The 26,034-nt window shown below is 65.0% G+C and carries 26 protein-coding genes; 14 read left to right on the top strand and 12 right to left on the bottom strand.

All coding sequences use genetic code 11. The annotated features are described in order from the left end of the window. Positions 1-7 precede the first annotated feature (7 nt). Positions 8-991: an alpha/beta hydrolase gene (locus D3227_RS05300; protein ID WP_120013094.1), complete on the top strand. Its 984-nt coding sequence runs from the start codon at positions 8-10 to the stop codon at positions 989-991. Here the strand turns inward: D3227_RS05300 and D3227_RS05295 are convergent. Continuing rightward, on the bottom strand, positions 988-2,010 hold the full coding sequence (locus D3227_RS05295; RefSeq protein ID WP_120013093.1) for a LacI family DNA-binding transcriptional regulator: 1,023 nt from the start codon (positions 2,008-2,010) through the stop codon (positions 988-990). The genes D3227_RS05300 and D3227_RS05295 overlap by 4 nt on opposite strands. Before the next feature lie 253 nt (positions 2,011-2,263). Here D3227_RS05295 and D3227_RS05290 point away from each other — a divergent pair, with 253 nt between their 5' ends. The 3 genes from D3227_RS05290 to D3227_RS05280 all read left to right on the top strand — a co-directional run bounded on the left by D3227_RS05290 (position 2,264) and on the right by D3227_RS05280 (position 5,194). Further along, positions 2,264-3,214, top strand: a complete 951-nt coding sequence (locus D3227_RS05290) for a sugar kinase (protein WP_120013331.1) — start codon at positions 2,264-2,266, stop codon at positions 3,212-3,214. Then, positions 3,211-4,497, top strand: coding sequence for a D-tagatose-bisphosphate aldolase, class II, non-catalytic subunit (locus D3227_RS05285; protein ID WP_120013092.1), 1,287 nt, complete (start codon positions 3,211-3,213; stop codon positions 4,495-4,497). The genes D3227_RS05290 and D3227_RS05285 overlap by 4 nt, the downstream gene beginning before the upstream one ends. Before the next feature lie 208 nt (positions 4,498-4,705). Then, complete coding sequence (locus tag D3227_RS05280; RefSeq protein ID WP_120013091.1) at positions 4,706-5,194, top strand: nucleoside deaminase; 489 nt, start codon at positions 4,706-4,708, stop codon at positions 5,192-5,194. A 34-nt stretch (positions 5,195-5,228) separates the two neighbouring features. Here D3227_RS05280 and D3227_RS05275 read toward each other — a convergent pair whose 3' ends face one another. Continuing rightward, positions 5,229-5,768: an Lrp/AsnC family transcriptional regulator gene (locus D3227_RS05275; protein WP_120013090.1), complete on the bottom strand. Its 540-nt coding sequence runs from the start codon at positions 5,766-5,768 to the stop codon at positions 5,229-5,231. A 48-nt stretch (positions 5,769-5,816) separates the two neighbouring features. Here D3227_RS05275 and D3227_RS05270 point away from each other — a divergent pair, with 48 nt between their 5' ends. Both D3227_RS05270 and D3227_RS05265 read left to right on the top strand, forming a co-directional pair. Continuing rightward, on the top strand, positions 5,817-7,004 hold the full coding sequence (locus D3227_RS05270) for an MFS transporter (RefSeq protein ID WP_120013089.1): 1,188 nt from the start codon (positions 5,817-5,819) through the stop codon (positions 7,002-7,004). A 73-nt stretch (positions 7,005-7,077) separates the two neighbouring features. Next, positions 7,078-7,560 carry a GNAT family N-acetyltransferase gene (locus D3227_RS05265; protein WP_245451675.1) on the top strand — a complete coding sequence of 161 codons (483 nt, stop codon included), beginning with the start codon at positions 7,078-7,080 and terminating at the stop codon, positions 7,558-7,560. On the opposite strand, the gene D3227_RS05260 is transcribed toward D3227_RS05265, so the two are convergent. The 9 genes from D3227_RS05260 to murA all read right to left on the bottom strand — a co-directional run bounded on the left by D3227_RS05260 (position 7,499) and on the right by murA (position 18,121). After that, complete coding sequence (locus D3227_RS05260; protein ID WP_120013088.1) at positions 7,499-8,614, bottom strand: anhydro-N-acetylmuramic acid kinase; 1,116 nt, start codon at positions 8,612-8,614, stop codon at positions 7,499-7,501. The genes D3227_RS05265 and D3227_RS05260 overlap by 62 nt on opposite strands. 10 nt (positions 8,615-8,624) lie before the next feature. Next, positions 8,625-9,629: a serine hydrolase domain-containing protein gene (locus D3227_RS05255; RefSeq protein WP_120013087.1), complete on the bottom strand. Its 1,005-nt coding sequence runs from the start codon at positions 9,627-9,629 to the stop codon at positions 8,625-8,627. Between the two features lie 37 nt (positions 9,630-9,666). Beyond that, on the bottom strand, positions 9,667-11,415 hold the full coding sequence (locus tag D3227_RS05250) for an ABC transporter ATP-binding protein (RefSeq protein ID WP_120013086.1): 1,749 nt from the start codon (positions 11,413-11,415) through the stop codon (positions 9,667-9,669). Beyond that, on the bottom strand, positions 11,412-12,251 hold the full coding sequence (locus D3227_RS05245) for an ABC transporter permease (RefSeq protein WP_120013085.1): 840 nt from the start codon (positions 12,249-12,251) through the stop codon (positions 11,412-11,414). Before D3227_RS05245 ends, D3227_RS05250 begins: the two co-directional genes overlap by 4 nt. Then, entirely contained in the window at positions 12,251-13,210 is a 960-nt protein-coding gene (locus D3227_RS05240; protein ID WP_120013084.1) for an ABC transporter permease, read from the bottom strand. Before D3227_RS05240 ends, D3227_RS05245 begins: the two co-directional genes overlap by 1 nt. Positions 13,211-13,244: 34 nt before the next feature. After that, positions 13,245-14,768: an ABC transporter substrate-binding protein gene (locus tag D3227_RS05235; protein ID WP_120013083.1), complete on the bottom strand. Its 1,524-nt coding sequence runs from the start codon at positions 14,766-14,768 to the stop codon at positions 13,245-13,247. 101 nt (positions 14,769-14,869) lie between these two features. Beyond that, positions 14,870-15,793, bottom strand: coding sequence for an N-acetylmuramic acid 6-phosphate etherase (gene murQ, locus D3227_RS05230; RefSeq protein WP_120013330.1), 924 nt, complete (start codon positions 15,791-15,793; stop codon positions 14,870-14,872). A 184-nt stretch (positions 15,794-15,977) separates the two neighbouring features. Then, positions 15,978-16,868: a glucosamine kinase nucleotide-binding domain-containing protein gene (locus D3227_RS05225; protein ID WP_120013082.1), complete on the bottom strand. Its 891-nt coding sequence runs from the start codon at positions 16,866-16,868 to the stop codon at positions 15,978-15,980. After that, the gene (murA, locus tag D3227_RS05220) at positions 16,865-18,121 is read right to left on the bottom strand and encodes a UDP-N-acetylglucosamine 1-carboxyvinyltransferase (protein WP_120013329.1); all 1,257 of its coding nucleotides are present in this window, start codon (positions 18,119-18,121) and stop codon (positions 16,865-16,867) included. The genes D3227_RS05225 and murA overlap by 4 nt, the downstream gene beginning before the upstream one ends. A 183-nt stretch (positions 18,122-18,304) precedes the next feature. On the opposite strand from murA, the gene D3227_RS05215 reads away from it, so the two are divergent. The 7 genes from D3227_RS05215 (at position 18,305) to D3227_RS05185 (ending at position 24,942) form a co-directional block, all read left to right on the top strand. Then, a complete protein-coding gene (locus tag D3227_RS05215; protein WP_120013081.1) occupies positions 18,305-19,165 on the top strand; it encodes a MurR/RpiR family transcriptional regulator in 861 nt (286 codons plus the stop codon). A 202-nt stretch (positions 19,166-19,367) separates the two neighbouring features. Then, positions 19,368-20,090, top strand: coding sequence for a glutathione binding-like protein (locus D3227_RS05210; RefSeq protein ID WP_120013080.1), 723 nt, complete (start codon positions 19,368-19,370; stop codon positions 20,088-20,090). 65 nt (positions 20,091-20,155) lie between these two features. Then, the gene (locus tag D3227_RS05205; RefSeq protein ID WP_120013079.1) at positions 20,156-20,845 is read left to right on the top strand and encodes an SDR family NAD(P)-dependent oxidoreductase; all 690 of its coding nucleotides are present in this window, start codon (positions 20,156-20,158) and stop codon (positions 20,843-20,845) included. A gap of 235 nt (positions 20,846-21,080) precedes the next feature. Then, the gene (locus tag D3227_RS05200; RefSeq protein ID WP_120013078.1) at positions 21,081-21,935 is read left to right on the top strand and encodes a MetQ/NlpA family lipoprotein; all 855 of its coding nucleotides are present in this window, start codon (positions 21,081-21,083) and stop codon (positions 21,933-21,935) included. An 83-nt stretch (positions 21,936-22,018) separates the two neighbouring features. Then, the gene (locus D3227_RS05195; RefSeq protein WP_120013077.1) at positions 22,019-23,110 is read left to right on the top strand and encodes a methionine ABC transporter ATP-binding protein; all 1,092 of its coding nucleotides are present in this window, start codon (positions 22,019-22,021) and stop codon (positions 23,108-23,110) included. Further along, positions 23,091-23,747, top strand: coding sequence for a methionine ABC transporter permease (locus D3227_RS05190; RefSeq protein WP_120013076.1), 657 nt, complete (start codon positions 23,091-23,093; stop codon positions 23,745-23,747). The genes D3227_RS05195 and D3227_RS05190 overlap by 20 nt, the downstream gene beginning before the upstream one ends. 175 nt (positions 23,748-23,922) lie before the next feature. Further along, on the top strand, positions 23,923-24,942 hold the full coding sequence (locus D3227_RS05185) for an isopenicillin N synthase family dioxygenase (RefSeq protein WP_120013075.1): 1,020 nt from the start codon (positions 23,923-23,925) through the stop codon (positions 24,940-24,942). Positions 24,943-25,167: 225 nt separating this feature from the next. Here D3227_RS05185 and D3227_RS43715 read toward each other — a convergent pair whose 3' ends face one another. Next, positions 25,168-25,293, bottom strand: coding sequence for a hypothetical protein (locus D3227_RS43715; protein ID WP_281034896.1), 126 nt, complete (start codon positions 25,291-25,293; stop codon positions 25,168-25,170). Between the two features lie 159 nt (positions 25,294-25,452). Here D3227_RS43715 and hpaR point away from each other — a divergent pair, with 159 nt between their 5' ends. After that, positions 25,453-25,857, top strand: coding sequence for a homoprotocatechuate degradation operon regulator HpaR (gene hpaR, locus D3227_RS05180; protein ID WP_120013074.1), 405 nt, complete (start codon positions 25,453-25,455; stop codon positions 25,855-25,857). Positions 25,858-26,034: the final 177 nt, after the last annotated feature.

Raw genomic sequence — 26,034 nt, 5'->3', positions numbered from 1 at the left:
GGTTCGAATGACATCGATCCTCTCGGCAACACCGTCCCTGTCCGGGCTTGACCCGGAAGCCCGGCATGTGCTCGACCTCGGCCGCCGGGCCGACGCCCCGCCATTCGAGGCCGGCACGCCGGAACAGGCGCGCCGTGCCTATGATGAAGGCTTTCCGGATCTACAGGGCGAGCGCGAACCGGTCGCCTCGGTCAGCGAGCGGACCATCGCCGGACCCGGTGGCCCGTTGACGCTGAGGTTCTATCGCGGGCAGGGCGCGCCTGCCACAGACGCGCCGGGGCTGCTTTACCTGCATGGCGGCGGCTGGGTGATCGGCAATCTCGATTCGCATGACGAGATCTGCCGCTGGTTCGCCAACATGGCGGCCTGCGTCGTCGTCTCGCCCGCCTATCGGCTGGCGCCGGAGCACAAGTTTCCGGCGGCGGTCGATGATTGCCGTGCCGTACTGTCCTTTATGCGCGACGCCGCTGGCGATCTCGGCATCGATGCACGGCGCATCGCCGTCGCCGGCGACAGTGCCGGCGGCAATCTTGCCACGGTGCTCAGTCTTCTCGCGCGGGGTGATCGCATCCCGTTGACCGCGCAACTGTTGTTCTATCCCAACACCGACGCCGCGCAGACGGCCGACAGCTATCGTCGCTTTGCCGAAGGTTTTGGCCTCACTGCGGCAACCATGGCCTGGTTCCGCGATCATTATGTCCGCGACGCTGGCGATATCGACGACTGGCGCGCCTCGCCGCTCAAAGCCGAAAGCCTCGCGGACGCTGCCCCTGCCTTTGTCGCCCTCGCCGGTCACGACATCCTCGCTGACGAAGGCGAAGCCTATGCCAGGCGTCTCGAACAGGACGGCGTGCCGCTCGTGCTGCGCCGCTGGCCGGGTCAGATCCACGGCTTCGTCTCGATGGGTCGTCACGGTCCGGCGCCACGGCAGGCGGTGGCTGGAGCGGTCGCCGCATGGCGCGGCTTCGATCCGGCTTTCGGGAAGGCTTAAGCGGATTGACGCATCACCAAGGTCGCGTCGAGGCTGACCTTGGGCGCGACCGCCGTGTCGTCCTCGTTGAGCAACGCGAGCAGCGTCTCGACACTGCGCCCGGCCATGGCGGCAAAATCCTGCGCCATGGTGGTGAGGCCGGGACATGTGTAGCGGCTCAGCGGATGATCGTCATGGGCAGCTACGCGCAGGTCGCAATCGCCCTTGCGGCCGACCTTGAGGCCGCGCGCGTAAGCCGCCGCCATCACGCCAAAGGCGAGACGGTCATTGTTGCACAGGATGGTCTTGCCCGGCAGGCCGCCATTGGCGAGCATCTTTTCCGTCTGCTCGTAGCCGATCCGTTCGAAATCCCATGTGTAGTCGTCGGTGTCGCCGATGACGACAGGCTCATGCCCGAGCCGCTTCATCGAGCCGACGTAGCTCTCCAGCCGTTCCGGCGAATTGTGGTTGACATGCGGGATGTCGAAATAGACCGGGGCATCGCCGGACCGGCACAGATATTCGACGATGGTCGAGATGCTCTGGGCGTTGTTGTTGCCGACGAACGGCGTTCCGCCTTCGAGATAGGTGTCGAAATAGACGACCGGGATGGCCTGCGTCAGCTTCTCCAGCGTGCGGCGGTCCGAGCGCAGGCCAAGCGGGGCAATCAGCGCACCGGAGACTTTTAGCGACAGGATGGTCCGCGTCGCCTCCACTTCAAGCTCCCGCGAGCCATGCGAGGAGATCACGATCGGCCAGTAGCCTTCGTCGCGCAGGCGAAGCTCGATGCGGCTGACCATCTCCGAATAGAAGGGATCGGCCACCGTCGGCACCATGATGCCGATGCTGCGCGTCCGCTTGCGGTTGAGGTTGCGGGCAAACAGATTGGGCTGGTAGTCGGACGAGCGCAGCGCCTCTTCGATGCGCTTTCGCGTCGCCGGCTTGACGCTGGTCGGATCGTCGAAAAATTTCGACAAGGTCGGCCTGGAGACGCCGCAGGAGCGGGCGAAATCCTCCATCGTCTTGTGCGTCATCGCCATCGATACCCTCGCGTTTTGGACATCCAACCCTGGCTGTTCCCTAGCGCTGCCCGGCACCTACATACGGTGCGCCGGCGCGCAACCGCAAGGTGAAATTTTACAGACAAACTCAACAGTTGCCATGCGTAAATTTATTAATTGACGCGAAAAAGCACAAGCCGTATTCACTTTGGAGTCTATGGCGCAGGCCACTATGCTTGCCGTGCATCCGAGGCAAGGGCCGGAAGCGAAACGCCGGGAGGAATTCCGCGAGATGAAGAAGCTGGTCTCAGCCGGCGAGATCCTCGTCGAGATCATGGCCGAGCGCATCGGCCAGAGCTTTCTCGAGCCCGGTCCGCTACTTGGCCCCTATCCGTCCGGCGCGCCCGCCATCTTCATCGGCCAGGCTGCAGCGCTCGGCCAGCCCGCCGGCCTGATCGGCGCGGTCGGCGAGGATGATTTCGGCGAGCTGAACATCGAGCGGCTGCGGGCCCTGGGCGCGGATGTGTCGGCGATCGCGGTCCACAAGGGCCATGCGACGGGCACCGCCTTCGTCACCTACCGGGCCGATGGCAGCCGGCACTTTGTCTTCAACATCCGCAACAGCGCCGCCGGCCTGGTCGGGATCGATGCCGCCGCGCAGAGCATGCTGGCCGCCACCGACCACGTCCATGTCATGGGCTCGTCGCTGTTCTCCGACCGCGCCACCGAGGTCGCGCTGTCGGCGATCCAGACGGTCAAGGCCAAGGGCGGAACCGTCTCCTTCGACCCCAACATCCGCCGCGAGATCATGCAGGCCTCCGGCATGCGCGAGGCGCTCGACCAGGTGCTCAAGCAAACCGATGTCTTCCTGCCGAGCGGCAACGAGCTGTTCCTGTTTTCATCGGCCGGCGACGAAAAGGGCGCGGTCGACGAGCTCCTGCAGCGCGGCGTGTCCTGCATCGTCCTCAAGAAGGGCGCCGGGGGCGCCGCCTACCACGACCGTCACGGTACGGTTGCCTTGCCGGGCTTTGCCGTCGACGAGGTCGATCCGACCGGCGCCGGCGACTGCTTCGGCGCCGCCTTCGTCTCGTTCTGGCTGCGCGGCGCGGCGCCGGCCGAGGCGCTCAGGATCGCCAATGCCTGCGGCGCGCTTGCCGTCACACGCAAGGGGCCGATGGAAGGTATCTTTCCGCTGGCCGAGGTTAAGGCTTTCGCAACCGCCGCCGGGAAGGGCCAGCCATGAGCGCCGCGACGCAGAGATTTGCCAGCATCGCGGCGAAGCGCGCCGCGGGCGAGAAAGGCGGCATCGCCTCGATCTGTTCGGCGCATCCGATGGTGATCGAGGCCACGCTCCGCCATGGCGCGGCACGCGGCTCCGATGTGCTGATCGAGGCGACCTGCAACCAGGTCAACCACGAAGGCGGCTACACCGGCATGAAGCCGGCCGGCTTCCGCAGCTTCGTTGAGGGCCATGCACAAAACGCCAGCTTTCCGCTCGATCGCCTGATCCTCGGCGGTGACCATCTCGGGCCGAACCCGTGGAAGCACCTTCCTGCCGCCGACGCTATGAAGCAGGCGGCCGACATGATCGACGCCTATGCCGGCGCAGGCTTCACCAAGTTGCATCTCGACACCAGCATGGCCTGCGCTGACGATCCCGCGCCTCTCGCCGACGAGACCATCGCCGCCCGCGCCGCCGCGCTTGCGGCCGTCGCCGAGGCGGCGGTCGAACGCATTGGCGGCGAAAAGCCGGTCTACATCATCGGCACCGAAGTTCCGGTGCCGGGCGGCGCGCTCGAAGCGCTCGACCATATGCATGTCACCGAACCTGATGACGCCCTGCGCACCGTCGAGATCCACCGCCAGGCATTTTCGCGCGCCGGCCTCGACGCCGCCTTTGCCCGCGCGGTCGGCGTCGTCGTCCAGCCCGGTGTCGAATTCGGCAATGCCGAGATCATCGCATATGCGCCGGAGAAGGCGACGGAACTGGTCGCTATGCTCGGGCGCATACCGCAATTCGTCTTCGAGGCGCATTCGACCGACTACCAGCCGAATGAGGCACTTGGTGCTCTGGTGCGCGACGGCTTCGCTATCCTCAAGGTCGGACCTTGGCTCACCTTCGCGCTGCGCGAGGCGCTGTACGGGCTGAGCCATATCGCCGACGTGCTCGCGCCGGACCCCTCGCGCGAAAACCTGCCGGCGGCGATGGAACGCATCATGCTGGCTTCGCCCGACAATTGGCGCAAATACTATCCGGGCACGCCCGACGAGCAGCGCGTCGAACGGCATTTCTCCTTCAGCGACCGCATCCGCTATTACTGGCCGGCGCCGGACGCGCAGCGCGCGACGCAGACGCTGCTCGAGGCGCTGGGCGACCGCGAGATCCCCCGTACCTTGATCGGCCAATACCTCGGACAGCTCGATGCGGCGGTTGCGGCCGGCCGGGTCAAGCCCACAGCGCATGAGCTGCTGATCGGCAGCATCACCCGCGTTCTCGATATCTATGCCGGTGCGACCAGGCAGTAGCGGCCTTACCGCCCGTTCCAGCTGGGCTCGGACTCATTAAAGGGATTCACAGGATAACGGCGTTCTGATTCATTGGCGGCGCAAGGGGGCGCTGCCATGCTGGCCTTGATCAAAGACCTGAGACTAGGCTGTTGACTGAATCTGCCGAATTGAGTCGGCGGATTGTTCGGCACTATGATATCAAGCGGCACTGCCGGAGGATCGGCCGATGCCACAACGCCCCTGTGATGAGCGCCTGCTCCGTCAGGCATTCGAAGTCGCGCGCAAGGCTCGCGATGCTGGCGAACATCCCTTTGGTTCGCTCCTCGCTGACAAAGACGGCAATGTGTTGCGCGAGCAACTCAACGGTTACAAATCCGGAGGGGGCGACCGCACCGCTCATGCCGAAAGTCTGCTAGCCCGGTGGGCGGGGATGAATTTCACCCTCGAAGAGCTGGCCTCTTGCACACTCTACACTTCGGCCGAACCTTGCGCGATGTGCTCCGGGACAATCTATTGGGCGGGCATCGGACGGGTCGTCTTTGGCCAGAGCGAACACGACGTCAAGGGGTTGACGGGTGCACACGTCGAGAATCCCACACTTGACCTGCCCTGCACGATCGTCTTCGAAGCTGGGCAGCGTCCAACTGAAGTCGTCGGCCCGCTGCTTGCCGATGAAGCGGCGCAACTCCAGGCCGATTTCTGGAAAGACAAGTAGCTCAATTGCCGCGCCCACGGCAAACGAGTGAGTGCTAGTACAGCGGCTGGGCCATGTGCCTTGGCGTCGGCCATTCGGTTGTGATGCCCGGCTGAACAGGCCGCTCGAGATAGGTCGACAGCACGACATAGCTTCGCGTCGAGGTCACGCCGGGTGTCTCGTAGAGGCGCGACAGCAGGCCCTCCAGCGCCCTTGTGTCTTCGGTGCGCACCTTGAGCAGCATGCAGGTGTCGCCGGCGACGGAATGGATCTCCTCGACTTCCGGATATTCGGAAACCGCCATCAATTCCGGCGTCTTGCCCCAGCCCTTGGTGTCGATATGCACGAAGGCGAGCAGCGGCTTCTTCACCGCCTTGGGATCGATGATCGCCGCGGTGCTGCGGATGGCGCCGCTGCGGCGCAGGCGCTTCACCCGTTCATGCGCCGCCGGCGGCGACAGGCCGACACGATCGCCGAGATCGGCGTAGCTGATCGTCGCGTCGTCGACCAGAACGCCTAATATCTTTCGGTCCGTCGCATCGACGTCCCGGGCCGCTGACCGGTTCCGCGGAATGCCATCTGTTTCTTCATCCATATGGAAATTCCTTGTTGATGCTGAATTTCATACGGTCATTATGATCGTATGTCGAACAGTGATCAATCAGCAATTTTTGTGGCGCCCCGGCCGCCGATTCCGGCGATCGCCTATCTGCTCACCGGATGCATCGCTGTCATCGGTTCGAATTCGCTGGTCCTTGGCCCGATAGCACCGGCCGTGGCGGCGGCGTTCGGCGCAAGCGTGCCGGCGGTGATGATCGCGTCCGCCGCCTTCGGGCTCGGCACCTCGGCCAGCGCGCTCTTCCTGGCGCGTTACATCGATCGCATCGGCGCCCGCCGCATGCTGCAGGGGGCGCTGCTGCTGCTGGCGATCGGCCTGGTCGCCAGCGCATTGGCGCCGACGGTGACGGCGCTGGTCGCCGCCCAGTTCGTCGCCGGCATAGCCGCCGGCATTGCCATGCCGGCCATCTACGCAAGCTCGGCAGCGATCGCGCCGCCCGGCCGCGAGAGCGGCACGATCGGCGTCGTGCTGACCGGCTGGACGCTCTCCATGGTGGCGGGCGTCTCGCTGTCGGCCGTGATTGCCGATCTCGTGCATTGGCGCGCCGTGTTTGGCACGGTCGCGGTGCTAGCCGCCATTGCCCTGGCTGGTCTGACGCTGACCTCGCTCAGCGACACCAGGAAAAGCGGTCCGGCGCCGACGCCGCTCGGCGCCTTGGCCGTTCCCGGCATCGTGCCGCTGCTCATCGCCTGCGCTGCCTTCATGACCGCTTTCTATGGCGTCTATGGCTATCTCGGCGATCACCTTCACAGCGGGTTGGGGCAGCCAGTCAGTGCCAATGGCTGGGCGGCACTTGCCTATGGTGCCGGCTTCGGCGCGGCCGCACTTCTCGACGGCGTCATCGACCGCCTCGGCGCGCGCCGCGTCATGCCTTTCTCCTATCTCCTGGTCGCGGTCGTCTATGTCGCGATCGCCGCGGCAAGCGGCAGCTTCGGGCTGACGCTGGCGATGGTGGCGGTCTGGGGCCTTGCCAACCATTTCGGCCTGAACGTGCTGGTGATGCGGCTCACCGCGCTCGATCCGTCGCGGCGTGGCACGATCATGGGCCTGAACAGCGCGGTGACCTATTTCGCGGTCTTTGTCGGCACGACAGGTTTCGGTCCGCTTTACACCGGCTTCGGCTTTGCCGCCTCGGCGATTGTAGCCGCACTGCTGATGCTGGTCGCCGCCTCGGCGGCGGCCTGGCGTTCACCAACGCCCATCCGGACGTAAGCCGCTGCCGCAAGGCTTGCGTCCTCGTCCCGTCCATGGATAAGGCTTGGCCGACAACCGAGCCGAGCCCGCCATGAAGACGACGCTTGAGACCACCGCCGATCCCTTGCCCGAGGAACTCGCCTTTCTGGGCGAACGGCTGACGGCCTTCAACGACAGCGATGTCGGCGCTTCCAGGCGCAAGGCACTCGCCGTCTTCGTGCGCGACGAAGGCGGCAAGGTCGTCGCCGGCATCTCGGGCTACACCGCGTGGGGTTGGCTCTTCGTGCAATGGCTTTGGGTCGACGAAAGGCTGCGCGGCCAGCACATGGCCGGCCACATGCTGGAAGCGGCCGAGCGTGAAGCCGTGGCGCGCGGCTGTCACGGCGCCTGGATCGACACCTTCAATCCGAAAGCGGCCAGGGCCTATGAGCGTCAGGGCTACCAGCCGTTCGGCACGCTGCCCGACTTTCCCATCGGCCGCAGCCGCATCTTCCTGCAGAAGAAGCTGCTGGCTAACCCGCCAGCCGTCCGCCGCGCATCGGCTGCGGCACGCCGGTCGTGCTCGGAAAACTGATCGGCAGGCCGCGCAGCACGCGCACCGCCAAGAAGGCAAAGCACTCCGCTTCGACGGCATCGCCCTTCCAGCCGAGTGTCTCGGCCTGCACGGCTTCGACGCCGGCGCGGCTGGCGAGCATCGCCATCATCGTCGGGTTGTGACGGCCGCCGCCGCTGACTACCAATTTCCCGGGACGATGCGGCAGCAGGTCGAGTGCCTTGCCGACGGCGGCTGCGGTGAAGGCCGTCAGCAAAGCGGCGCCATTCTCGGCATTGAGCCCGTCGGCCATCGCTGCACCGAAGTCGAAACGGTCGAGCGATTTCGGATAAGGCTTGGTCAAATAGGGGTGCTCAAGCAGCTTGGCCAGCCGCGCCTCGTCCACCGTGCCGCCGCGGGCCAGGGCGCCGTCGCGGTCCATATCGCCAAGCCCCTTCGCCTTGATGAAATCGTTGAGCGGCGCGTTGGCTGGCCCGGTGTCGAAGGCGATGACATTGTCCTTTCCGTCCCACCAGGTGATGTTGGCGACGCCGCCGAGATTGAGCACCGCCATGTCGCCGCTGGCGTCCGCCGCGCGCAGCAGCGCGGTGTGATAGGTGGCCGCCAGTGGCGCGCCTTGCCCGCCGGCGCGCATGTCGGCCGAGCGGAAATCGTAGGCGACTTTCGTGCCGAGAATGGCGTGCATCAATTCGCCGTCGCCGAGCTGGCGGGTCTGGCCGAGGCGGCCGACCTGCGGCGCGCGATGCAGCACGGTCTGGCCGTGGAAGCCGACGACGCCGATGTCGGCCATGGTTAGGCCGTAGCTTTCGACGAGGTCCCTGACCGCCGCCGATTGCGCCCGCGTCAGCGCCTCCTCGGCCTCGCGGAAGATCGCCGGCTCCGGCCCGGTGAAGTTCCACGCCCGCGCCTGGCGCAGCGTCTCCTCCAGCAAGGTGCGGATCGATTGCGGGTAGGGCGCCAGCGTATAGGTGCCGAGTTCCGCGATGCGCTCGCCGTCGGTCTTGATCAGCGCGACGTCGATATTGCCGTCAAGCACGGTGCCGGTCATCAGGCCGACGGCCCAGATTGGTTCCATGGTCAAGTTCCTAAGCTCCGTTGACGAGATCGCCCACCGTTTGGCGAAGCGTCGCGATTCCGCTGTCGAAATGACGTGTCGGATGGATCCGGTTGGTGAGCAAGGTCCACGCCTTGCCTTTGTCGAAATCGATCCACAGACCGGTGCCGGTAAAGCCGGTATGGCCGATCGTGCCTGGGCTGCACAGCCTGCCGCCGGACCAGTTTTCGTAAGGGTATTCCCAGCCATGGGTGCGGGTCGCCGACAGCGGCGTCCGCATCAGCGCGATCGAGGCCGGCGAGGCGCCGGCTCCGGTGAGCAGCCCTTGCGCGAAATCGAGGATCGAGGCCGCCGTGCCGAACAGCCCGGCATGACCCGCTCCCTGCAGTGCCGAGCAATTGTCGTCGTGCACTTCGCCTGAGAGTACGCGGTGGCGCCAGGTGCAGTCCTCCGTCGCCGCCGCCTGATCCGATGCTGCCGAGAAGGCGAAGCTCGGGCCTGGGTTCATAGCGCGGATGGTTTTCCCCGACAGGCGCTCCAGCGCGAAGCCGAGCAGGATGAAGTTGATGTCGGAATAGACGGGCAAGCCGGCCTGCCATTCGCGCTGCAGGATGAAGGCGCGCAGCAACTCGGGATCGCGGCCATAAGTGTAGATCGGCGCCACGGCGGGGAAGGGCGTCTGGTGGCCGAGGCACTGGCGAAACGTCACCTTCCGTTCCCATGCCTTCTCGTCATACTGGCGCAGATCGGGCAGGGCCGAAATCAGCGGCGCGTCGAGGTCGATGATGCCCCCCTCCGCCAGCTTGAGGATGCGCGGCGTGGTGAAGATGACTTTGGTCAGCGACGCGAGATCGAACCAGGTGCCTTCATGAATCGGCCTGGCATCCGGGATGCGCTGGGCAAGGCCGATTGCCCTGACGATGCGCGTGCCGTCGCGCTCGACAAGGCCCAGAACACCGCCTGGAATCCGGCCCGCCGTCACCGCTGTTTCGACAGGGGCGAAGGCACGTTCGAAAAGATGGGGGAGCTTGGTCAATGCCAGCCTCCGCTCGAAAGTGGGCGATCCGTCACGCTCACGCTTCCATCCTCACCCTATGGTCCGGCCCGAACTGTTCCCACTTCGCCGGCCCCGGCTCAAATCCCAACGGATACACCAGCGATGGCACCTGCCGCGTGTCTAGCTCGAAACGCTCGCGGCGCCGCTCGATGGTCGGAACGGCGGCGATGAGCTTCTTGGTGTAAGCATGCTTCGGCGCCGACAGCACGGACCTGGCGTCGCCGATCTCGACGATCTGGCCGGCGTAGATCACCGCGATCCGGTGTGCGATGCGCTCCACCACCGCCATGTCGTGCGAGATGAAGAGGTAGGCCAATCCGAACTCTCGTTGCAGGTCGACCAGCAGCTCCAGCACCCTGGCCTGCACCGAGACGTCGAGCGCCGAAACCGCTTCGTCGAGCACGACGACGGAAGGGTTGAGCATCAGCGCCCGCGCGATGCACAGCCTTTGCCGCTGGCCGCCCGAGAATTCGTGCAGATAGCGCTCGAGGCTCTCTTCCGGCAGGCCGACGCGTTTGAGCAGGGTCGTCATTTTTGCCCGGGTCTCGGCCGTCGCGCGGCCGCCGGTGGCGATCACCGGTTCGGCGAGGATGCTCGCGATCGAAAGCCTTGGATTGAGCGAGGCATAAGGGTTCTGGAACACCATCTGGATCGGCCGCGCGCTCTGCCCGGAGGCGGCCTTGCGCGCGCTGGCCGAGAAGCTGCCGCGCGTCGCGCGCACCAGGCCCAGCACCGCGCGCGCCGTGGTCGATTTGCCGGAACCGCTCTCGCCGACAATGGCCAGCGTCTCGCCTGGCATCAGGTCGAAATCGACACCGTCCACCGCATGCACAGCCCCGGTGGTCCGCCCTAACAGGCCGGCCTTGACCGGGAACCGCACCACGAGGCCGTCGACCTTCAGTGCCGGTCCGGCGTCTGGCGCCTTGTCGCGCTGCCCATCCGAACGCGTCGCGCGGCCGCTGGAAAAATGCGGCACGGCGTGCAGCAAATGCTGCGTGTAGGCATGCCGCGGCTGGTCGAGGATCTGGTTCAGCTCGCCCTGTTCGACGGCCTCTCCGTTCTGCATCACCATCACCTTGTCGGCGATGCCGGCGACGAGGCCGATATCGTGGGTGATGAAGATCATCGACATGCCGGTCTCGCGCTTCAGTTCGGCAAGCAGCGCCATGATCTGCGCCTGCACGGTGACGTCGAGCGCCGTCGTCGGCTCGTCGGCGATCAGCAGGCGCGGGTTGCAGGCCAGCGCCGTGGCGATCATCACCCGCTGCAGCATGCCGCCGGAGAGCTGGTTCGGCGTGTATTTCAGCCGCCGCGCCGCATCCGGAATGCGCACGCGGTCGAGCGCATCCTTGGCCGCAGCCATTGCCTGCCGGCCGGTCAGGCCGCGATGCAGGCGGAACGATTCCGCGATCTGCGTGCCGATGGTCAGCACCGGGTTGAGCGAGGTCATCGGCTCCTGGAAGATCATGCCGATCTCGGCGCCGCGGATCTTCGTCAGCTGCGGTTCGGTCGCGCTTGTCAGGTCGAGAACGCTGCCATCGGCGCGCTTGAGCCTGATCGATCCGCCGGTGATGCGGCCGCCGCCGAAATCGACGAGGCGGTTGATCGACAGCGCGGTGACCGACTTGCCGGAGCCGCTTTCGCCGACGATGGCCAGCGTCTCGCCGTCCGCCAGCTCGAAGCTGACGCCGCGCACCACCTCATTGGCTTCAGGCTTGCGGCCGAAACCGACGCTGAGATCGGATACGGAAAGCAGCGGGATCACGCGATCGCCCTCCGCATCTTGGGATCGAATATATCGCGCAAGGCGTCGCCAAGCAGGTTGAAGCCGAGGATGCTGATCATGATGGCGATGCCCGGAAAGATCATCAGCCAGGGGGCGGTCTCCATCAAATTGCGGCTGTCGCTCAGCATCAGGCCGAGCGAGGCGGCAGGCGGCTGTTTGCCGAGCCCGAGGAAGCTGAGGCCGGCTTCGGTGAGCAGCGCCCAGGCCAGCGCCAGCGTGACCTGAACGGTCAGCGGCGCCACCAAATTGAGCAGGAGATGCCGCGTCAGGATGTAGCTCGAGCTGCTGCCGAATGTGCGCGCGGCGTCGACGAACTCGCGCGCCTTGAGCGACAAAGCAGGGCCGCGCACGACGCGCGTGAAGATCGGCGTATAGACGATGGCGATGGCGACGATGCTGGTCGAGGTTCCCGGCCCCGCGACCGCGACGATGAGCAGCGCCAGGAGGATCGCCGGAAAGGCCAGCAGCACATCCATGATCCGCATCACGATGCCATCCCAGCGGCGCCCGAACCAGGCTGCCGCGAGTCCCAAAACAGTGCCCGCGAGCGCAGCGAAAGCGACCGAGAAAAAGGCAACGATGAACGACTGGCCGATGCCCATCATCAGCCGGCTCGCCACGTCGCGGCCGAACAGGTCGGTGCCCATCCAGTAGGTGCCGCTCGGCGCATGCAGCCGGTCTATCCGGTATTGCATCAACGGGTCGTGCGGCGTCAGCCCGAGCAAACCGAGCACGGCAAGCAGCAGATAGAGACCGACGATGAAACCGCCGATGCGGCCGCTGGTATGCGCGAAGATGGCCCTGAGCGTGCGCATCACCGCTCTCCCAGCCGGATGCGCGGATCGAGCGCGACATAGGCGAGGTCGACCAGGAGGTTGACGATCATGAAGTTGAAGGCGATGAACAGCACGCACCCCTGCACCAGCGCATAGTCGCGTTGCAGGATCGCGTCGAGCACCAGCCGTCCGATGCCGGGCAGCGCATAGATCTGCTCGACGATGACGGCGCCGCCGAGCAGATAGCCGAACTCGATACCACTCAGTGTCACCACCGGGATCAGCGCATTGGGCAGAGCATGGCGCCAGATGACGCTGCGCGCCGAGGCGCCCTTGCTGCGGGCGGTGCGCACATAGTCGTCGCTCAGCACATCGAGCATGGCCGAGCGCGAGATGCGTGTGACCGAGGCCGCGAAGGCGAAGCCGAGCGTGATGGCGGGCAGGATCAACTGGCCGAGATTGCGTAGCGGATCCTGCCAGAGCGGCGAGAATTCGCCCATCGCCGGCAGCACGCCGAAGCCGGCCGACAGCGTGTAGATGATCAGCAGCGCCAGCACGAAGTTCGGCGTCGACTGGCCGATCATGGCGGCGATGCGCACGCCAAGATCGGAAAGCCTCTCGTTGCGAGTGGCAGCGAAGACGCCCGCCGGCATGCCGACGACAAGCGCGATCATCATCGACAGCAGCGCCAGTTCCAGCGTCAGCGGGAAGCGTTCGAGAATGACGTCGAGCACCGGCTTGCCATAGGTGGGGGAGATGCCGAGATTGCCTTGCACGAGTCCGAGCAGCCAGCGCCCGTACTGGACGAACCAGGGCTGGTCGATGCCGAAATAAGCGGCGAGCGCATCGCGTTGCTGCGGCGTCAAAAGGCCGGCCTCGGTCCCCAGCATCGCCGTGATCGAATCGCCCGGAACCATCCGGATGGCCACGAACACGACGATGGAGACGCCGATCAAAACGAGAGGAAACACCGCCAGGCGTCGCAGCAGATAGGTCACGCGAAGAACACCTCTCGTCCGCTCACTTTGGCCGCTACTGCTGGATCGTCACCTTGCTCAGGCTGAACAGCGTGCCGGTCGGAGTCGGCACGAACCCCGCCACGTTCTTCTGCTGCGCAGTATAGCTGTAGGAGGTGTAGAGCCAGATCCACGGCGAAACCTCGGCGAGGTGCTTTTCGAACTCGGCAAAGATCGCCTTGCGCTTGGCCGGGTCGGTTTCCGCGCGGCCCTGCTGCATCTGGCTGTCCAGCGTGTCGTCGATGTAGTTCGCCACCTTCTGCAGATTGCCCGATTTGGTCCAGTAGCGGTTGTACATTGTGTAGGGATCGGCCCTGCCGCCATTCAGCGCCACGGCCATGTCGAAATCGCCCTTCAGCCAAGCGTCGACGTAGACGTTGAGCTCCATCATCTTGATGTCCAGCTTGACGCCGATTTCGGCGAGTTGCGACTGAATGACCTGGGCCTCCGCCGCCGCCGTCGGCGGCTCGCCGGTGGCGCCGATCACGGTTGCCGAGAAGCCGTCGGCAAAGCCGGCTTCGGCCATCAGCTTCTTGGCCTTCTCGACGTCGCGCTTGTAGCAGAACAGCTGGCTCGGATCGGTGGCCAGAGAAGGGATGGTCAGCGGTCCCGTGACCTTGCCTTCGCCGAGCGAAGCGGTGTCCAGCACCTCCTGCCGGTCGATGGCGCAGGAGATCGCCTGGCGCACCTTCAACTCGGTCATCGGCTTGCGCGACGGGTTGAGCTGCAGCACGTGATAGGCAAGCACCGGCACGCGGTTGAGCTGCAGGCTGGCTTCCTTCGGCACCAGCGTGGCGACCAAAGGGTCGTTGAGCAGGGCGAAGTCGATCTGCTTGGTGCGCAGCGCCGCCAGGATCGCCGTCTCGTCCGGCAGCACGCTGATCTCGATGCCGTCGACGCCGGTGGCGCCGCCGGCCCAGTCCCTGTTGGCGCTCAGAACTTCCTTGGCATTCGGATCCCATTTGTCGAGCTTGAACGGACCCGAGCCGACCGCTTTCGTGCCGACCGATCCGGCGGTGATTTCGCTTGCCGGAACGATGGCCGCATTGACGTCGCTCATCGCCGTCAGGATCGGCACGTCCGGCTGCGACAAATGGAAGACGACGGTCGCCGGATCGGGCGTGTCGATGCTGGCGATCGACAGGAAATTGGCACGCGCCGCCGCACCGGTCTTTTCGTCGAGGATGCGCTCGAACGAGGCCTTCACATCGGCCGAGGTAACAGCGGCGCCGTTCTGGAACTTGGCTTTCGGATTGAGCTTGAAGGAGAGCTCCTTGCCGTCGGCCGAGAACTGCCAGGACTCGGCGATGGCCGGCACGATCTGCAGGTTGGCGTCGACCCGGACCAGCGGCTCGTAGATCAACTCCAGCAGCCTGAGCGACGAAAAGGCCGTCTGCTTGTGCGGGTCAAGCCCGGTGGCGTCCTGCGACCAGGCCATGTGCAGCGTCGCAGCACTGGCCTGCAGCGGCACCGCCGCAATGCCGAGCATGGCCGCAAGCGTCATGCCCGAGAGCAGTTTCCTGGTGAGATGCTGTACCATTGTCGTCTCCCATTATTGTCGAAAATGATGCCTTGCAGTTCCCCGGACCGCTTCAAAGGGGCACGTGCCCCGGAATGTCGGCCCAGTATGTCCTTGCGGTTTCACACCGTCTTGTCGCCAATCGCCTTGCGCAGAAACCCTCCGGCCTTGCCGAGTGCCGTACGCGCCTCCTCGACGCCCAAGCCGGTGACCACCACCAGGATCGCCAACTTCACATCCTTGCCAGTCGCCTCGATCGCGCGGCGCGCCTCCTGTGCCGTGCAGCCGGTGGTCTGCATGACGATCCTGACCGCCCTGGCGACCAGCTTCTTGTTGGAAGGGTTCAGGTCCACCATCAAATTCTGGTAGCTCTTGCCGATGCGGATCATGCTGGCGGTGGTCAGCATATTGAGGACCAGCTTCTGCGCGGTGCCCGACTTCAGCCGCGTCGAGCCTGTGAGGATTTCGGGGCCGACGACCGGCGAGATGGCGATGTCGGCAATGCCGGCGATGGTCGAGCGAGGATTGCAGGACAGCGCCACTGTCGTTGCGCCGACTTCCTTCGCGTAGTTCAGGCCGCCAATGACATAGGGCGTGCGCCCGCTGACCGCGATGCCGACCACGACATCGTCCGCTGTCAGCCTGATATGCTGCAGGTCCCTGACGCCCTGTTTCGGATCGTCCTCGGCGCCTTCAGCGGCGCGCACCAGAGCCTCAGTGCCGCCGGCGATCAGGCCGATCACCATATCCTCCGGCACGCCGAAAGTCGGCGGACATTCCGAAGCGTCGAGAACGCCGAGCCGGCCGCTGGTGCCGGCGCCCAGGTAGATCAGCCGCGCGCCCTTCTGGAAGGCTTGCACGATCCGGTCGACGGCAGAAGCGATCTCCGGGATGACCTTCTCGACGGCGCCCGCGACTCCCTTGTCCTCGTCATTCATCCGGCGCAGCACGTCGGCGGTCGGCAACAAATCGATGTCCATCGTGCGCGGGTTCCGGTCCTCGGAGACCAGCCGCTCCAACTCGGACATCAGGCCGTGTTCGCTCATCCACGCGCTTTCAAAATGCATGCCGTCAGCAGGAATGTGACGCAGCGCGCGACCTTGACCAGTGCCGGCAATGGCATTGGCTGTCGTGTTGGCTGCTCGGGTTTCCGCTTCGTTAACTTTTTAGAATTTGATATTCTCAGTGTCAACGAAACTTTGGAATATAATATTCCTTCCTTGATCCGAACTAGCGGTCACCGAGCGATTTTTTGGCGAGGATGATTGCGCCTGAAACCGCGTCGCCGTCGGCGGGCTTCAGTCGGCGCCGAACATCGGGCGCAAGCCAGGGCTCGAGCGGGCTGGACAGGCCGCCGAGCAGCGTCACGCGCGGCGCGCCCTTTTCGAACAGCACCCGCACGAATGTGTCGACCTGCTCGGCAGCATTCTGCACGATCCGCCGCCCGGCCGCATCACCCTGGTCGGCATGGCGGATCACCATCGGGGCAAGGGCCGCGTAGTCGGTGGCGGTGGCGCGGTCCATCCAGGCGACGGCTTCCATCGGATCGTCCTTGAAGCGCTGCATGACCTCGCTCAGCAGCGCCGTCCGCTCGTGCCGGCCGTCATGGGCGCGCAGAGCGAGCTGCACCGCCTTCAGGCCGAGAGCCGCACCGCTGCCCTCGTCGGAGATCGGAAAGCCGTAGCCGCCGACGCGCAGATCGCGCCCGTCGACGAAACCGAGGCCGATCGAGCCGGTGCCGGCAATGACGATGGCGCCGTCCTGGCCCGAATGCGCGCCAAGGCAGGCGCCGACGCCGTCGCTGACGAAGGCGATGCTGGCGAAGGGGTGGGCGATCGCCGTGAGCGCGTCAAGCGCGCCCTTGCGGCCGATGCCGGCAAGTCCGATGCCTGCATGGATCCGGGCGATCTCTTCTTGACCGAACCCCGCTTCTTCGATCGCAGCACCAAAAGCTCGTGCAACCGAGGCCCAGGCCTCGTCGGTTCCGAGCCGAGTCGTCGCCGGCCCGGACAGTCCCTGCCCGAGCGCACCTCCTGCCTCGTCCTCGATGCGAGCCCGGCAACCGGTGCCGCCGCCGTCGACGCCGAGAAAATAATGCGGCGATGCCGCGACGGCGCTCATGTGCTGATCCGCTCGATATGGGCGCCGCAAAGACGCAGCTTGCGGTCGAGCTGCTCGTAGCCGCGGTCGAGGTGATAGACGCGGTTGATCACCGTTTCGCCTTCCGACACCAGCGCCGCCAGCACCAGCGAGACCGAGGCGCGCAGATCGGTCGCCATCACCTGCGCGCCCTTGAGCTGCTCGCCGCCACGCACCAGCGCCATGGTGCCTTGCAGCTTGATGTTGGCGCCGAGCCGCATCAGCTCCGGAACATGCATGAAGCGGTTTTCGAAGATCGTCTCGCGCAGCAGCGAGGCGCCGTCGGCGCAGCACATAAGCGCCATGAACTGCGCCTGCAGGTCGGTCGGGAAGCCAGGATAGGGTTCGGTGGTGACGTCGACCGCCTTGAGTGGCCCGTCCCGCGATACGATCAGCCCGCGATCGCCCGGCCAGATCTTCACCCCGGCGGCCTCGAGTAGCTGCACCACCGATGCCATATGCTCCAGCCGCGCGTGGGTGAGCTCGAGCTGGCCGCCGGTGATGGCAGCCGCGACCGCATAGGTGCCGGCCTCGATGCGGTCGGGGATGATGTCATGCGTGGCGGCGCGCCAGCTTGTGCCGCCTTCGATCAGGATGCGGTGCGTGCCGGCGCCTTCGATCTTCGCGCCCATGGCGTTGAGGCAAGCGGCGAGGTCCGCCACCTCCGGCTCGCGCGCCGCGTTGAGGATCTCGGTTTCGCCCTTCGCCGTCGTCGCCGCCATCATCGCCGTTTCGGTCGCGCCGACCGATGGCGAACTCAGCACTATTCGCGCCCCTCGCAAGCCATTCGGCGCCGAGGCGACGATCAGCCCGCCTTCGATGCCGATATCGGCACCGAGCGCCGCGAGTGTCGCGATATGCATGTCGACCGGCCGCGCGCCGATGGCGCAGCCGCCGGGCAGCGACACCCTGGCATGACCAAAGCGGGCAAGCAGCGGGCCGAGCACCAGCACCGTCGCGCGCATTTTTCTCACCGTGTCGTAGGTGGTCTCCTTGGAAACGGCGGCACTGGTGTTGATCGTCGCCGCATGGGCCGATCTGGTCACCACGGCGCCGTGAAGCCCGACGACGCCCAGCATGTTTTCGACATCGGTGACGGCGGGCAGGTTGGTCAGCTCCAGTCTGTAGGGGCTGAGCAGTGCCGCGGCGATCTGCGGCAGCGCCGCGTTCTTGGCGCCCGATATCGTCACCGCGCCTTCGAGCCGCTGTCCGCCGACGATCCGCAATCTGTCCATGGTTCTGGAACCCGTTCCGACGTGGCCCAGCCTGGCGCTGGCAGGCAGTGTTTCAATGACGATTCCTGATCGGCCTGACAGTCGATCGATCATTCTTTGCTGTCAATTGGAATTGGAATATTTTATTCCTTGTCTCGGCATCGCCAGCCGCCGGCCGGCAAATTGAACCTGCAAGGGAACTTGATGTCCGTCCTGAAGAAGATCGAGGCCAAGCTCGAGACGATGGCGCCGGGCGATCGCGAGATCGGTCAGTACATCGTCGACAATCCCGACCAGATGCTGCGCCAGTCGACGGCAGCACTTGCGGCCGAGATCGGCCGCAGCCAATCGAGCGTCGTCAAGTTCAGCCAGAAGCTCGGCTATGCCAGCTACCAGGAGCTGAAGCTCGCTGTCAGCGAGGCCAAGGCGCAGGAATGGCACGTGCCGGCCGGCGTGATCCACGGCTCGATCGAGGTCGGCGACAAGTACCAGGTCATGCTGAAGAAGCTGATCGGCAGCAAGCTTCTGTCGATGCAGCAGACCGTCGCCGCCAATAGCGAGCGGATCCTCTCCAGGGCGCTGCAAATGCTGGACGGCGCGCGCCGCATCCATCTGGTCGGCGTCGGCGCCTCCTCGTTGGTGGCGCGCGATTTCTCCTACAAGCTGATGAAGCTCGGCCGCAACGTCCTGCATGACAGCGACAGCCATGTGCAGATGGCCAATGTCTCGACGCTCGGCCCCGATGATGTGCTGTTCGCGCTCTCTTATTCCGGCGCCAGCATTGAAACCCTGCGCATCGCCGAGCTTGCCCGCAAGCGCGGCACGAAGGTGATCGCCGTCACCGGCCTGCACGACAATCCGCTGAGCCGCGTCGCCGACATCCGCCTCTATACCATCGCCGACGAGGAGCGCGCACGTTCGTCCTCGATCACCGCGCGCGACGCGCAGCTGACGCTGACCGACCTGCTGTTCATCCTCCTGGTGCAGCGGCAACCGGATGCCAACGAGCATATCCACAACAGCGAGCTGGCTGTTTCGGTGCTGAAGGCTGATCGGTCTTCGTAACGTTGTCTGGGACCGCGCGCCCATGGATGCGCTTGAGGCAGATCGTGGTGATGGAGCATGTCGGCTGCCGTTACGCCCGATTTTTGGTTTCCTGCTTGTCTGATTCAGCGAACCCAGCAACGCTTTTTCCTTGCCTGCCCATTGGGAAGGCGCGACCCTGTGTTGCGCGATGGGGGTTCCACACCTGACAGGCGGATGAGGCATGATCGATCTCTATTATTGGCCGACACCAAACGGAAAAAAGGTCTCGATCTTCCTCGAGGAAACACAAACCCCGTACAGGCTGCTTCCCGTCAACATCGGGCGCGGTGACCAGTTCGCTCCCGAATTTCTGAGGCTCAATCCCAACCATCGCATGCCGGTAATCGTCGATCACGCGCCAAGCGACGGCGGCGCGCCGATCAGCGTCTTCGAGTCCGGGGCGATCCTGTTCTATCTCGCAGAAAAGACCGGCAAGTTCTGGCCTCAGGATGTGCGTACCAAATATGACGTCGCCCAATGGGTGTTCTGGCAGATGGCGAACCAGGGGCCGAAACTCGGCGAGGTCGGGCATTTCCGCCGCCTTGGCGACAGGGAAGGTGACCAGTCCTATGCCGTACGCCGCTTCACCAATGAGGCCAACCGTCTCTACGGCGTCCTCAACGCCCGGCTTCGCGACCGGCGCTACATTGCCGGCGACGCCTATACGATCGCCGATGTGATCAGCTATCCTTGGACTGTCGGCTGGAAGGCGCAGGGGCAGGACATAGACGAGTTCAAGTATTTCAAGCGCTGGTTCGAACAGGTCGGCGCCAGACCGGCCGTACAGCGCGGCCTTGCAATCGGTGCGGGGCTGTCCACCGAAACCAGCAAGCTTTCGCCGGAAGAGCAGGATCGCATCCGCAAAATCCTCTACAATCAGCGAGCGCTGCCCGTACCGGACTGATCTGCGCTACGATGAACACGCGCCAAAGGCAGCGCTTCCGCCAGGATCCGCGAGGAGAGAGTACCATGACATCCGATGTTGCCGTTATCGCAGGCGCGGGGCAGGGCTTGAGCGCCTCGCTGGCGCGTCTCCTGACCAAAGAGGGCTTTCGCGTCGTGCTGGCCGCTCGCAACACCGGCAAGCTCGCGCCACTGGTCGAGGAGACAGGTGCATTGGCCGTCGAAACCGACGTCTCCGATCCGGCCTCCGTCGCACGCCTGTTCGAGGCCGCGGACAAGGCCGGCTCGCTCGCGCTTGCGGTGTTCAACGCCAGCGGGCGCACGCGCGGCCCGATCGCCGAGCTCGATCCTGACGCCGTCAAACAGGCGCTGCTGGTCGGCGCCTATGGCGGCTTCCTGGTTGGACAGCAGGCGGCGCGGCGGCTGCTGGCGCGCGGTTCCGGATCGATCCTGTTCACCGGCGCCACTGCCAGCCTCAAGGGATTTCCCGGTTCGGCCGGCTTCGCCATGCCGAAGTTCGGCCTGCGCGGCCTGGCGCAGTCCATGGCCCGCGAGCTTAGCCCAAAGAACATCCATGTCGCGCATTTCATCATCGACGGTCAGATCGAGCCGCCTGGGCAGGCCGATGAGCCCGACCGGCCGGATCGCCGGCTGTCGCCGGACGCGATCGTCGAGGCCTATCTCGCGACCCACCGCCAGCATCGCAGCGCCTGGAGTTTTGAAGTCGAACTAAGGCCCTGGGTCGAGACATTCTGAGCTTTCGGCCAAAGCCGGCGCGGCGATTCTGGCACAGCGCCTGTCGCTCGCCGCCTGCATATGCCACACGCTGGCGGGCGTGCTCGCCGTCGCAAGATCTTTGAGAGAATATTTCCTGCTTCGCGTTGAAGAAGAAAAGCGGTTCTTTGATCGGAAGCGCAGCATTGCCGATCCTGTCATTAAGGCTTCGCATCCCGCCTGGCCGATATGACTTCAGCATTGCAAGGAACGCATCATGTCCGAACGCGGAAACGCTTTTAAGCCTTTCGTTTCAACATCAATCACCCGGCGTGCAGGCCTCGCCGCGCTTCTGGCCTCGGCGCTCGCCATTGTCAGCCTGACAGGGCCGACACCGTCCTTTGCCGAAGACAAGAAGGCGATTAAGGTCGGCATCATCAGCGGCGAGGACGAGGATGTCTGGCGTGTCGTCGTGGCCCAGGCGGCCGAAAAAGGCCTGACGATCGAGACCGTCGTCTTCAACGACTACACCCAACCCAACGAAGCGCTCGAGCGCGGTGAGATCGACGCCAACGCCTTCCAGCACAAGCCCTATCTCGACAACCAGATCAAAACGCAGGGCTATCACATCGTCCCGGTCGGCTACACCGGCGTCTGGCCGATCGGCCTCTATTCCAAGAAATACGCCAAGGTCGCCGACCTGCCCGAGGGCGCCGTCGTCGGCCTGCCGAACGATCCGTCCAACGAAGGCCGCGCGCTGCGCGTGTTACAGGATCAAGGCCTGATCAAGCTGAAGGACGGCACCGGCATCCTGGCGACCACCGCCGATATCGCCGAGAACCCGAAGAAGGTCGTCATCAAGGAGCTCGATGCCGGCATTGTCGGGCGTTCGGTCGAGGATCTCGACGCTGCCGTGGTCAACACCGACTGGGCGCTGAAGAGCGGCCTCGGCCCTGACAACCGCATCGCCCAGGAGCCGGTGGCCGACAATCCCTACCGCAACTTCATCGCGGTCAAGGCCGCCAACGAGAACGAGCCCTGGGTGAAGACGCTGGTCGCTGCCTACCAGAACGAGACGGTGAAGACCGAGTTCGACAAGGTCTACAAGGGCACCGGGATCAGCGCCTATTGATCGGCGCGTGGCTGGCAGAAACAGGCGGTCCGCCACGGAGCGGGCCGCCATCGCATTTGCGGAACGCCGAAACAGGAACCTCGATGAACCAGCATATCAAAGCACCGGCCGATCTGGCGGCGGCCAGCCATCCTCCTGCTTCGGAAGATGTCGTCCGTCTCATCGACCTGAAGCGGCGCTTCGGCGCAACGCCGGCACTCGACGGCGTCTCGCTGACGGTGCGCAAGGGCGAGATCCTCGGCATCATCGGCCGCAGCGGCGCCGGCAAGTCGACGCTGATCCGCTGCCTGAACGGATTGGAGCGGCCGGATTCCGGCGAAGTGTTCATCGAGGGCTGCGAGATCAGCCGGCTCGGCGAGCGCGAGCTGCAGCCGCTGCGGCACCGCATCGGCATGATCTTCCAGCATTTCAACCTGCTGTCGGCCAAGACCGTCGAGGACAATGTGGCGCTGCCGCTCAAGATCGAGGGCCGCCCCAAGGCCGAGCGCCTGGCGCGTGCCGCCGAACTCCTGGAACTCGCCGGCCTGTCGGAGAAGGCGAAAGCCTATCCGGCCTCGCTGTCGGGTGGCCAGAAGCAGCGTGTCGGCATAGCCAGGGCACTCGCCGCGCGCCCGGCGCTGCTGCTTTCCGACGAAGCGACCTCGGCGCTGGACCCGGAGACGACGCGCTCGATCCTGGCCCTGCTGAAAGATATCAACCGGCAGCTTGGCCTGACCATCCTGCTCATCACCCACGAGATGGAGGTGATCCGCTCGATCGCCGACCGCGTCGCGGTGATCGACGCCGGGCGCATCGTCGAGCTGGGCCCGGTCTGGTCGGTCTTTGCCGACCCGCGTTCGGAAATCACCAAAAGCCTGCTCGGCGGCATCCGCCCGCAACTGCCGGACGAGATCGCCAGCCGGCTTGTGCCGGGAACCGGCGCGGAAACGATCCTCAGGATCGACGTCGCCGGCGAGGCCGCGCGAGCCCCGCTGCTATCGGACCTTGCCACAGCCCTGCCTGGCCCGTTCCGCCTCGTCCATGGCGGCATCGACCATGTCCAGCAGCAGCCCGTCGGCACGCTGTTCCTGGCGGTGGCAGGCAACGATGAAAATCACCTGTCGGAAGTGATCGCGTTCCTGAAAGCCCGCCACGGGCGGGTGGAGGTGCTTGGCCATGTCGCCGGTTCTGTTTGAGCTTCTCATTCGTTCGATCTGGGAGACGGTCCTGATGACCGGGTCCTCCGGCCTTATCTCGCTCATCTTCGGCCTGCCGCTCGGCCTTGCATTGGTCGCCACCGATCGTGGCGGCATCGCCGAAAGCCTGTGGGTGAACCGCGCGCTCGGTGCCATCATCAACGGCTTCCGCTCGGTGCCCTTCATCATCCTTCTGGTGGCGCTGATCCCGGTGACGCGGCTGATCGTTGGCACCTCGATCGGCACCTGGGCGGCGATCGTGCCGCTGTCGATCGCCGCCACGCCCTACTATGCCCGCATAGCCGAAGTGTCGCTGCGCGAGGTGGATCACGGGCTAATCGAGGCGGCGCGCGCCATGGGCGGCAACCGCTGGACGATCATCCGCGAGGTGCTGGTGCCGGAGGCGCTGCCCGGCATCGTCGCCGGATTCACGGTGACGCTGGTGACGCTGATCGGCGCTTCCGCCATGGCCGGTGCCATCGGCGCCGGCGGACTGGGCGACCTTGCTATCCGCTATGGCTACCAGCGCTTCGAGACCAGTGTCATGGTGGCGGTCGTCATCGTGCTCATCATCCTGGTCTGCGGCATCCAGTGGGTCGGGGACCGGCTGGTCGCCAGGCTGGACCACCGCGCATGACCGCCGGACGCAAGCAGGTTGGATATCCGTTCGGACGTTCTTTGCCCACCGGCGGCAAAATGCAGGCCGGTGTTCTCCCATCGGCGTCGAGTTTGGATCGTCCGTTGCTTGGATCGCAGAGGCCTGCATGCCACCGTGGCAGTCAGGCGCAACGCCCCGCATAAGGAGCCTGACCATGCCCAGAATTGTCCCTGTGCTCGATCTCGACCGCCTCGAACAGGGCGCATCGGAGCGCCGGACCTTTCTGTTCGACCTGCGCACGGCGGCGCGGGATGTCGGTTTCTTCTATCTCAGCGGCCATGGCATATCGGCAGCGGAGATCGCCGACGTGCTCGATGCCTCGCGCCGCTTCTTTGCCTTGCCGGAGGCCGACAAGCTGGCCATCGAAATGGTCAGGTCGTCGCAATTCCGCGGCTATACGCGCGCAGGCGGCGAGCTGACCAGCGGCAAGGCCGACTGGCGCGAGCAACTCGACATCGGCCTCGAGCGCCCGCCGATCCCGCAAGGGCTGGGTGTTCCCGCCTGGACGCGGCTGCAAGGGCCGAACCAATGGCCGGCTGCGCTGCCGGAGCTGAAGCCGGCGCTGCTCGCCTGGCAGGCAAGGGCGACCGAAGTGGCGATCCGCCTTTTGAAGGCCTTCGCGCAGTCGCTCGACCAGGCCGAGGACGCTTTCGATCCGATCTATCGCGACGAGCCCAACCACCGCATGAAGATCGTGCGCTATCCCGGACGTGACGCGACCGGCGACGACCAGGGCGTCGGCGCGCACAAGGACGGCGGCTTCCTGACTCTGCTGCTGCAGGACGAGAACAAGGGGCTGCAGGTCGAGTATGATGGCAGCTGGGTTAATGTCGATCTGATCCCGCAGACGCTGGTGGTCAACATCGGCGAGTTGCTCGAATTGGCGTCGAATGGCTATCTGCGGGCGACCGTCCACCGCGTCGTGACGCCGCCGCCCGGTGTCGAGCGGATTTCCGTTCCCTTCTTCTTCAGCGCCCGTCTCGATGCGACGATCCCGCTGCTCAACCTGCCCGAGGAACTGGCGGCCGAGGCACGGGGGCCGGCGAGCGATCCCGACAATCCGCTGTTTCGCGATGTCGGAACCAATGTGCTGAAAAGCCGGCTGCGCTCTCATCCCGATGTGGCGAAGCGGCACTATGCCGACCTGCTGGAAACGGCTGCTGCGGCCGGCTGATGACTGACTGCAATGGAGCCGAATTTTTCGCCGTCGGCTCGTTTTTTGGAATTTTGTTCGTCGCAAATGCGCCTGGGCAAGCCCACATAAAGGATATCGTTCGGCGGTTTCCTCCCATTCCCCGAACGGTGTTCCCCTCTGAAGGTTTGACCTTCATTTTTGGCCGGGCCGCTTTCGTGCCCGGCCTTTTTCTTTCGAGTGGTCGCCGGCCACGTGGCACTGCGATCATCTTTGATCGGGCGAAGCAGGCACGGAGTATGCCTCGTTGCTGAAGTGCTCAAAAGACAGAGCCTCGAAGGCCGTCAGGTAGTCGTCCAGTGCCTTGAGATCGGTGGAATATTTGCTCTTCATCCGGCGTTCTTGTACGCGCTCTGACGGATGGCATTGCCGCTCTCGGCAAAATCGTTGATACAGCGGCGTATCCGCTGAGCACGCCTCGCTCAGGGACGAAATTGGTATTCCTTCGGAGATTTGATCTTGTTGCCGCCCAGCGTTCGCCGCTCCTTGCCGATGGCTCTCTTGCGCGCCCGCGAGGCAATAACGGCGCGCTTCCGGCCGATGCTCGCCCGGCACGATATCACCGAACAGCAATGGCGCGTGTTGCTCGTGTTGGCCGAAGCCGGCCCGCTTGAGGCCACAGAGCTCGCCAATCGCGCCTCGATCCTGCCGCCGAGCCTGACCCGCATCATCAAGGCGATGGAGGAGCGGCAGTTCATCACCCGCAATAAGGTCAAAGACGATGGCCGTCGGGCGCTGCTGGCGATCAGCCCCGCCGGGCTGGCGGTGATCGAGGATCTGTCACCCGAGCGCGCCGCCATCTATGAGGCGATCCAGAAACGCTACGGCGTCGAACAGCAGGAGCGTCTGCTCGACCTGCTCGAAAGCCTGATCCAGTCGGAGTCGGCAGAAGGATGAGCTTCTCAACGCCACCGCTAGAGCGGTTCAGGCATTGACAGAATCGGAGGGGATTGAACGAAGCCGCTGACGCGGCATTTGGCGGGTCGGTTTGCGGGTGAAGCTTCTGTTTTGGAGGATTGCGGCTGTTGAAGCGCAATCTTGAGAACAGGAGCAATAAAATGGCCGAGTTGAGCC

It is taken from the genome of Mesorhizobium waimense (assembly GCF_003601975.1).
GTDB lineage: Bacteria > Pseudomonadota > Alphaproteobacteria > Rhizobiales > Rhizobiaceae > Mesorhizobium > Mesorhizobium waimense.
This window is presented reverse-complemented; position numbering and strand designations above follow the sequence as displayed.

Coding starts and splice junctions, on each gene's coding strand:
- D3227_RS05195 (WP_120013077.1), top strand. CDS start 22,019: ATGAACCAGCATATCAAAGCACCGGCCGATCTGGCGGCGGCCAGCCAT.
- D3227_RS05205 (WP_120013079.1), top strand. CDS start 20,156: ATGACATCCGATGTTGCCGTTATCGCAGGCGCGGGGCAGGGCTTGAGC.
- D3227_RS05300 (WP_120013094.1), top strand. CDS start 8: ATGACATCGATCCTCTCGGCAACACCGTCCCTGTCCGGGCTTGACCCG.
- D3227_RS05295 (WP_120013093.1), bottom strand. CDS start 2,010: ATGGCGATGACGCACAAGACGATGGAGGATTTCGCCCGCTCCTGCGGC.
- hpaR (WP_120013074.1), top strand. CDS start 25,453: ATGGCTCTCTTGCGCGCCCGCGAGGCAATAACGGCGCGCTTCCGGCCG.
- D3227_RS05285 (WP_120013092.1), top strand. CDS start 3,211: ATGAGCGCCGCGACGCAGAGATTTGCCAGCATCGCGGCGAAGCGCGCC.
- D3227_RS05290 (WP_120013331.1), top strand. CDS start 2,264: ATGAAGAAGCTGGTCTCAGCCGGCGAGATCCTCGTCGAGATCATGGCC.
- D3227_RS05235 (WP_120013083.1), bottom strand. CDS start 14,768: ATGGTACAGCATCTCACCAGGAAACTGCTCTCGGGCATGACGCTTGCG.
- D3227_RS05215 (WP_120013081.1), top strand. CDS start 18,305: ATGTCCGTCCTGAAGAAGATCGAGGCCAAGCTCGAGACGATGGCGCCG.
- D3227_RS05210 (WP_120013080.1), top strand. CDS start 19,368: ATGATCGATCTCTATTATTGGCCGACACCAAACGGAAAAAAGGTCTCG.
- D3227_RS05245 (WP_120013085.1), bottom strand. CDS start 12,251: ATGCGCACGCTCAGGGCCATCTTCGCGCATACCAGCGGCCGCATCGGC.
- D3227_RS05275 (WP_120013090.1), bottom strand. CDS start 5,768: ATGGATGAAGAAACAGATGGCATTCCGCGGAACCGGTCAGCGGCCCGG.
- murQ (WP_120013330.1), bottom strand. CDS start 15,793: ATGAGCGAACACGGCCTGATGTCCGAGTTGGAGCGGCTGGTCTCCGAG.
- D3227_RS05270 (WP_120013089.1), top strand. CDS start 5,817: ATGTCGAACAGTGATCAATCAGCAATTTTTGTGGCGCCCCGGCCGCCG.
- murA (WP_120013329.1), bottom strand. CDS start 18,121: ATGGACAGATTGCGGATCGTCGGCGGACAGCGGCTCGAAGGCGCGGTG.
- D3227_RS05200 (WP_120013078.1), top strand. CDS start 21,081: ATGTCCGAACGCGGAAACGCTTTTAAGCCTTTCGTTTCAACATCAATC.
- D3227_RS05185 (WP_120013075.1), top strand. CDS start 23,923: ATGCCCAGAATTGTCCCTGTGCTCGATCTCGACCGCCTCGAACAGGGC.
- D3227_RS05265 (WP_245451675.1), top strand. CDS start 7,078: ATGAAGACGACGCTTGAGACCACCGCCGATCCCTTGCCCGAGGAACTC.
- D3227_RS43715 (WP_281034896.1), bottom strand. CDS start 25,293: ATGAAGAGCAAATATTCCACCGATCTCAAGGCACTGGACGACTACCTG.
- D3227_RS05280 (WP_120013091.1), top strand. CDS start 4,706: ATGCCACAACGCCCCTGTGATGAGCGCCTGCTCCGTCAGGCATTCGAA.
- D3227_RS05225 (WP_120013082.1), bottom strand. CDS start 16,868: ATGAGCGCCGTCGCGGCATCGCCGCATTATTTTCTCGGCGTCGACGGC.
- D3227_RS05260 (WP_120013088.1), bottom strand. CDS start 8,614: ATGGAACCAATCTGGGCCGTCGGCCTGATGACCGGCACCGTGCTTGAC.
- D3227_RS05190 (WP_120013076.1), top strand. CDS start 23,091: ATGTCGCCGGTTCTGTTTGAGCTTCTCATTCGTTCGATCTGGGAGACG.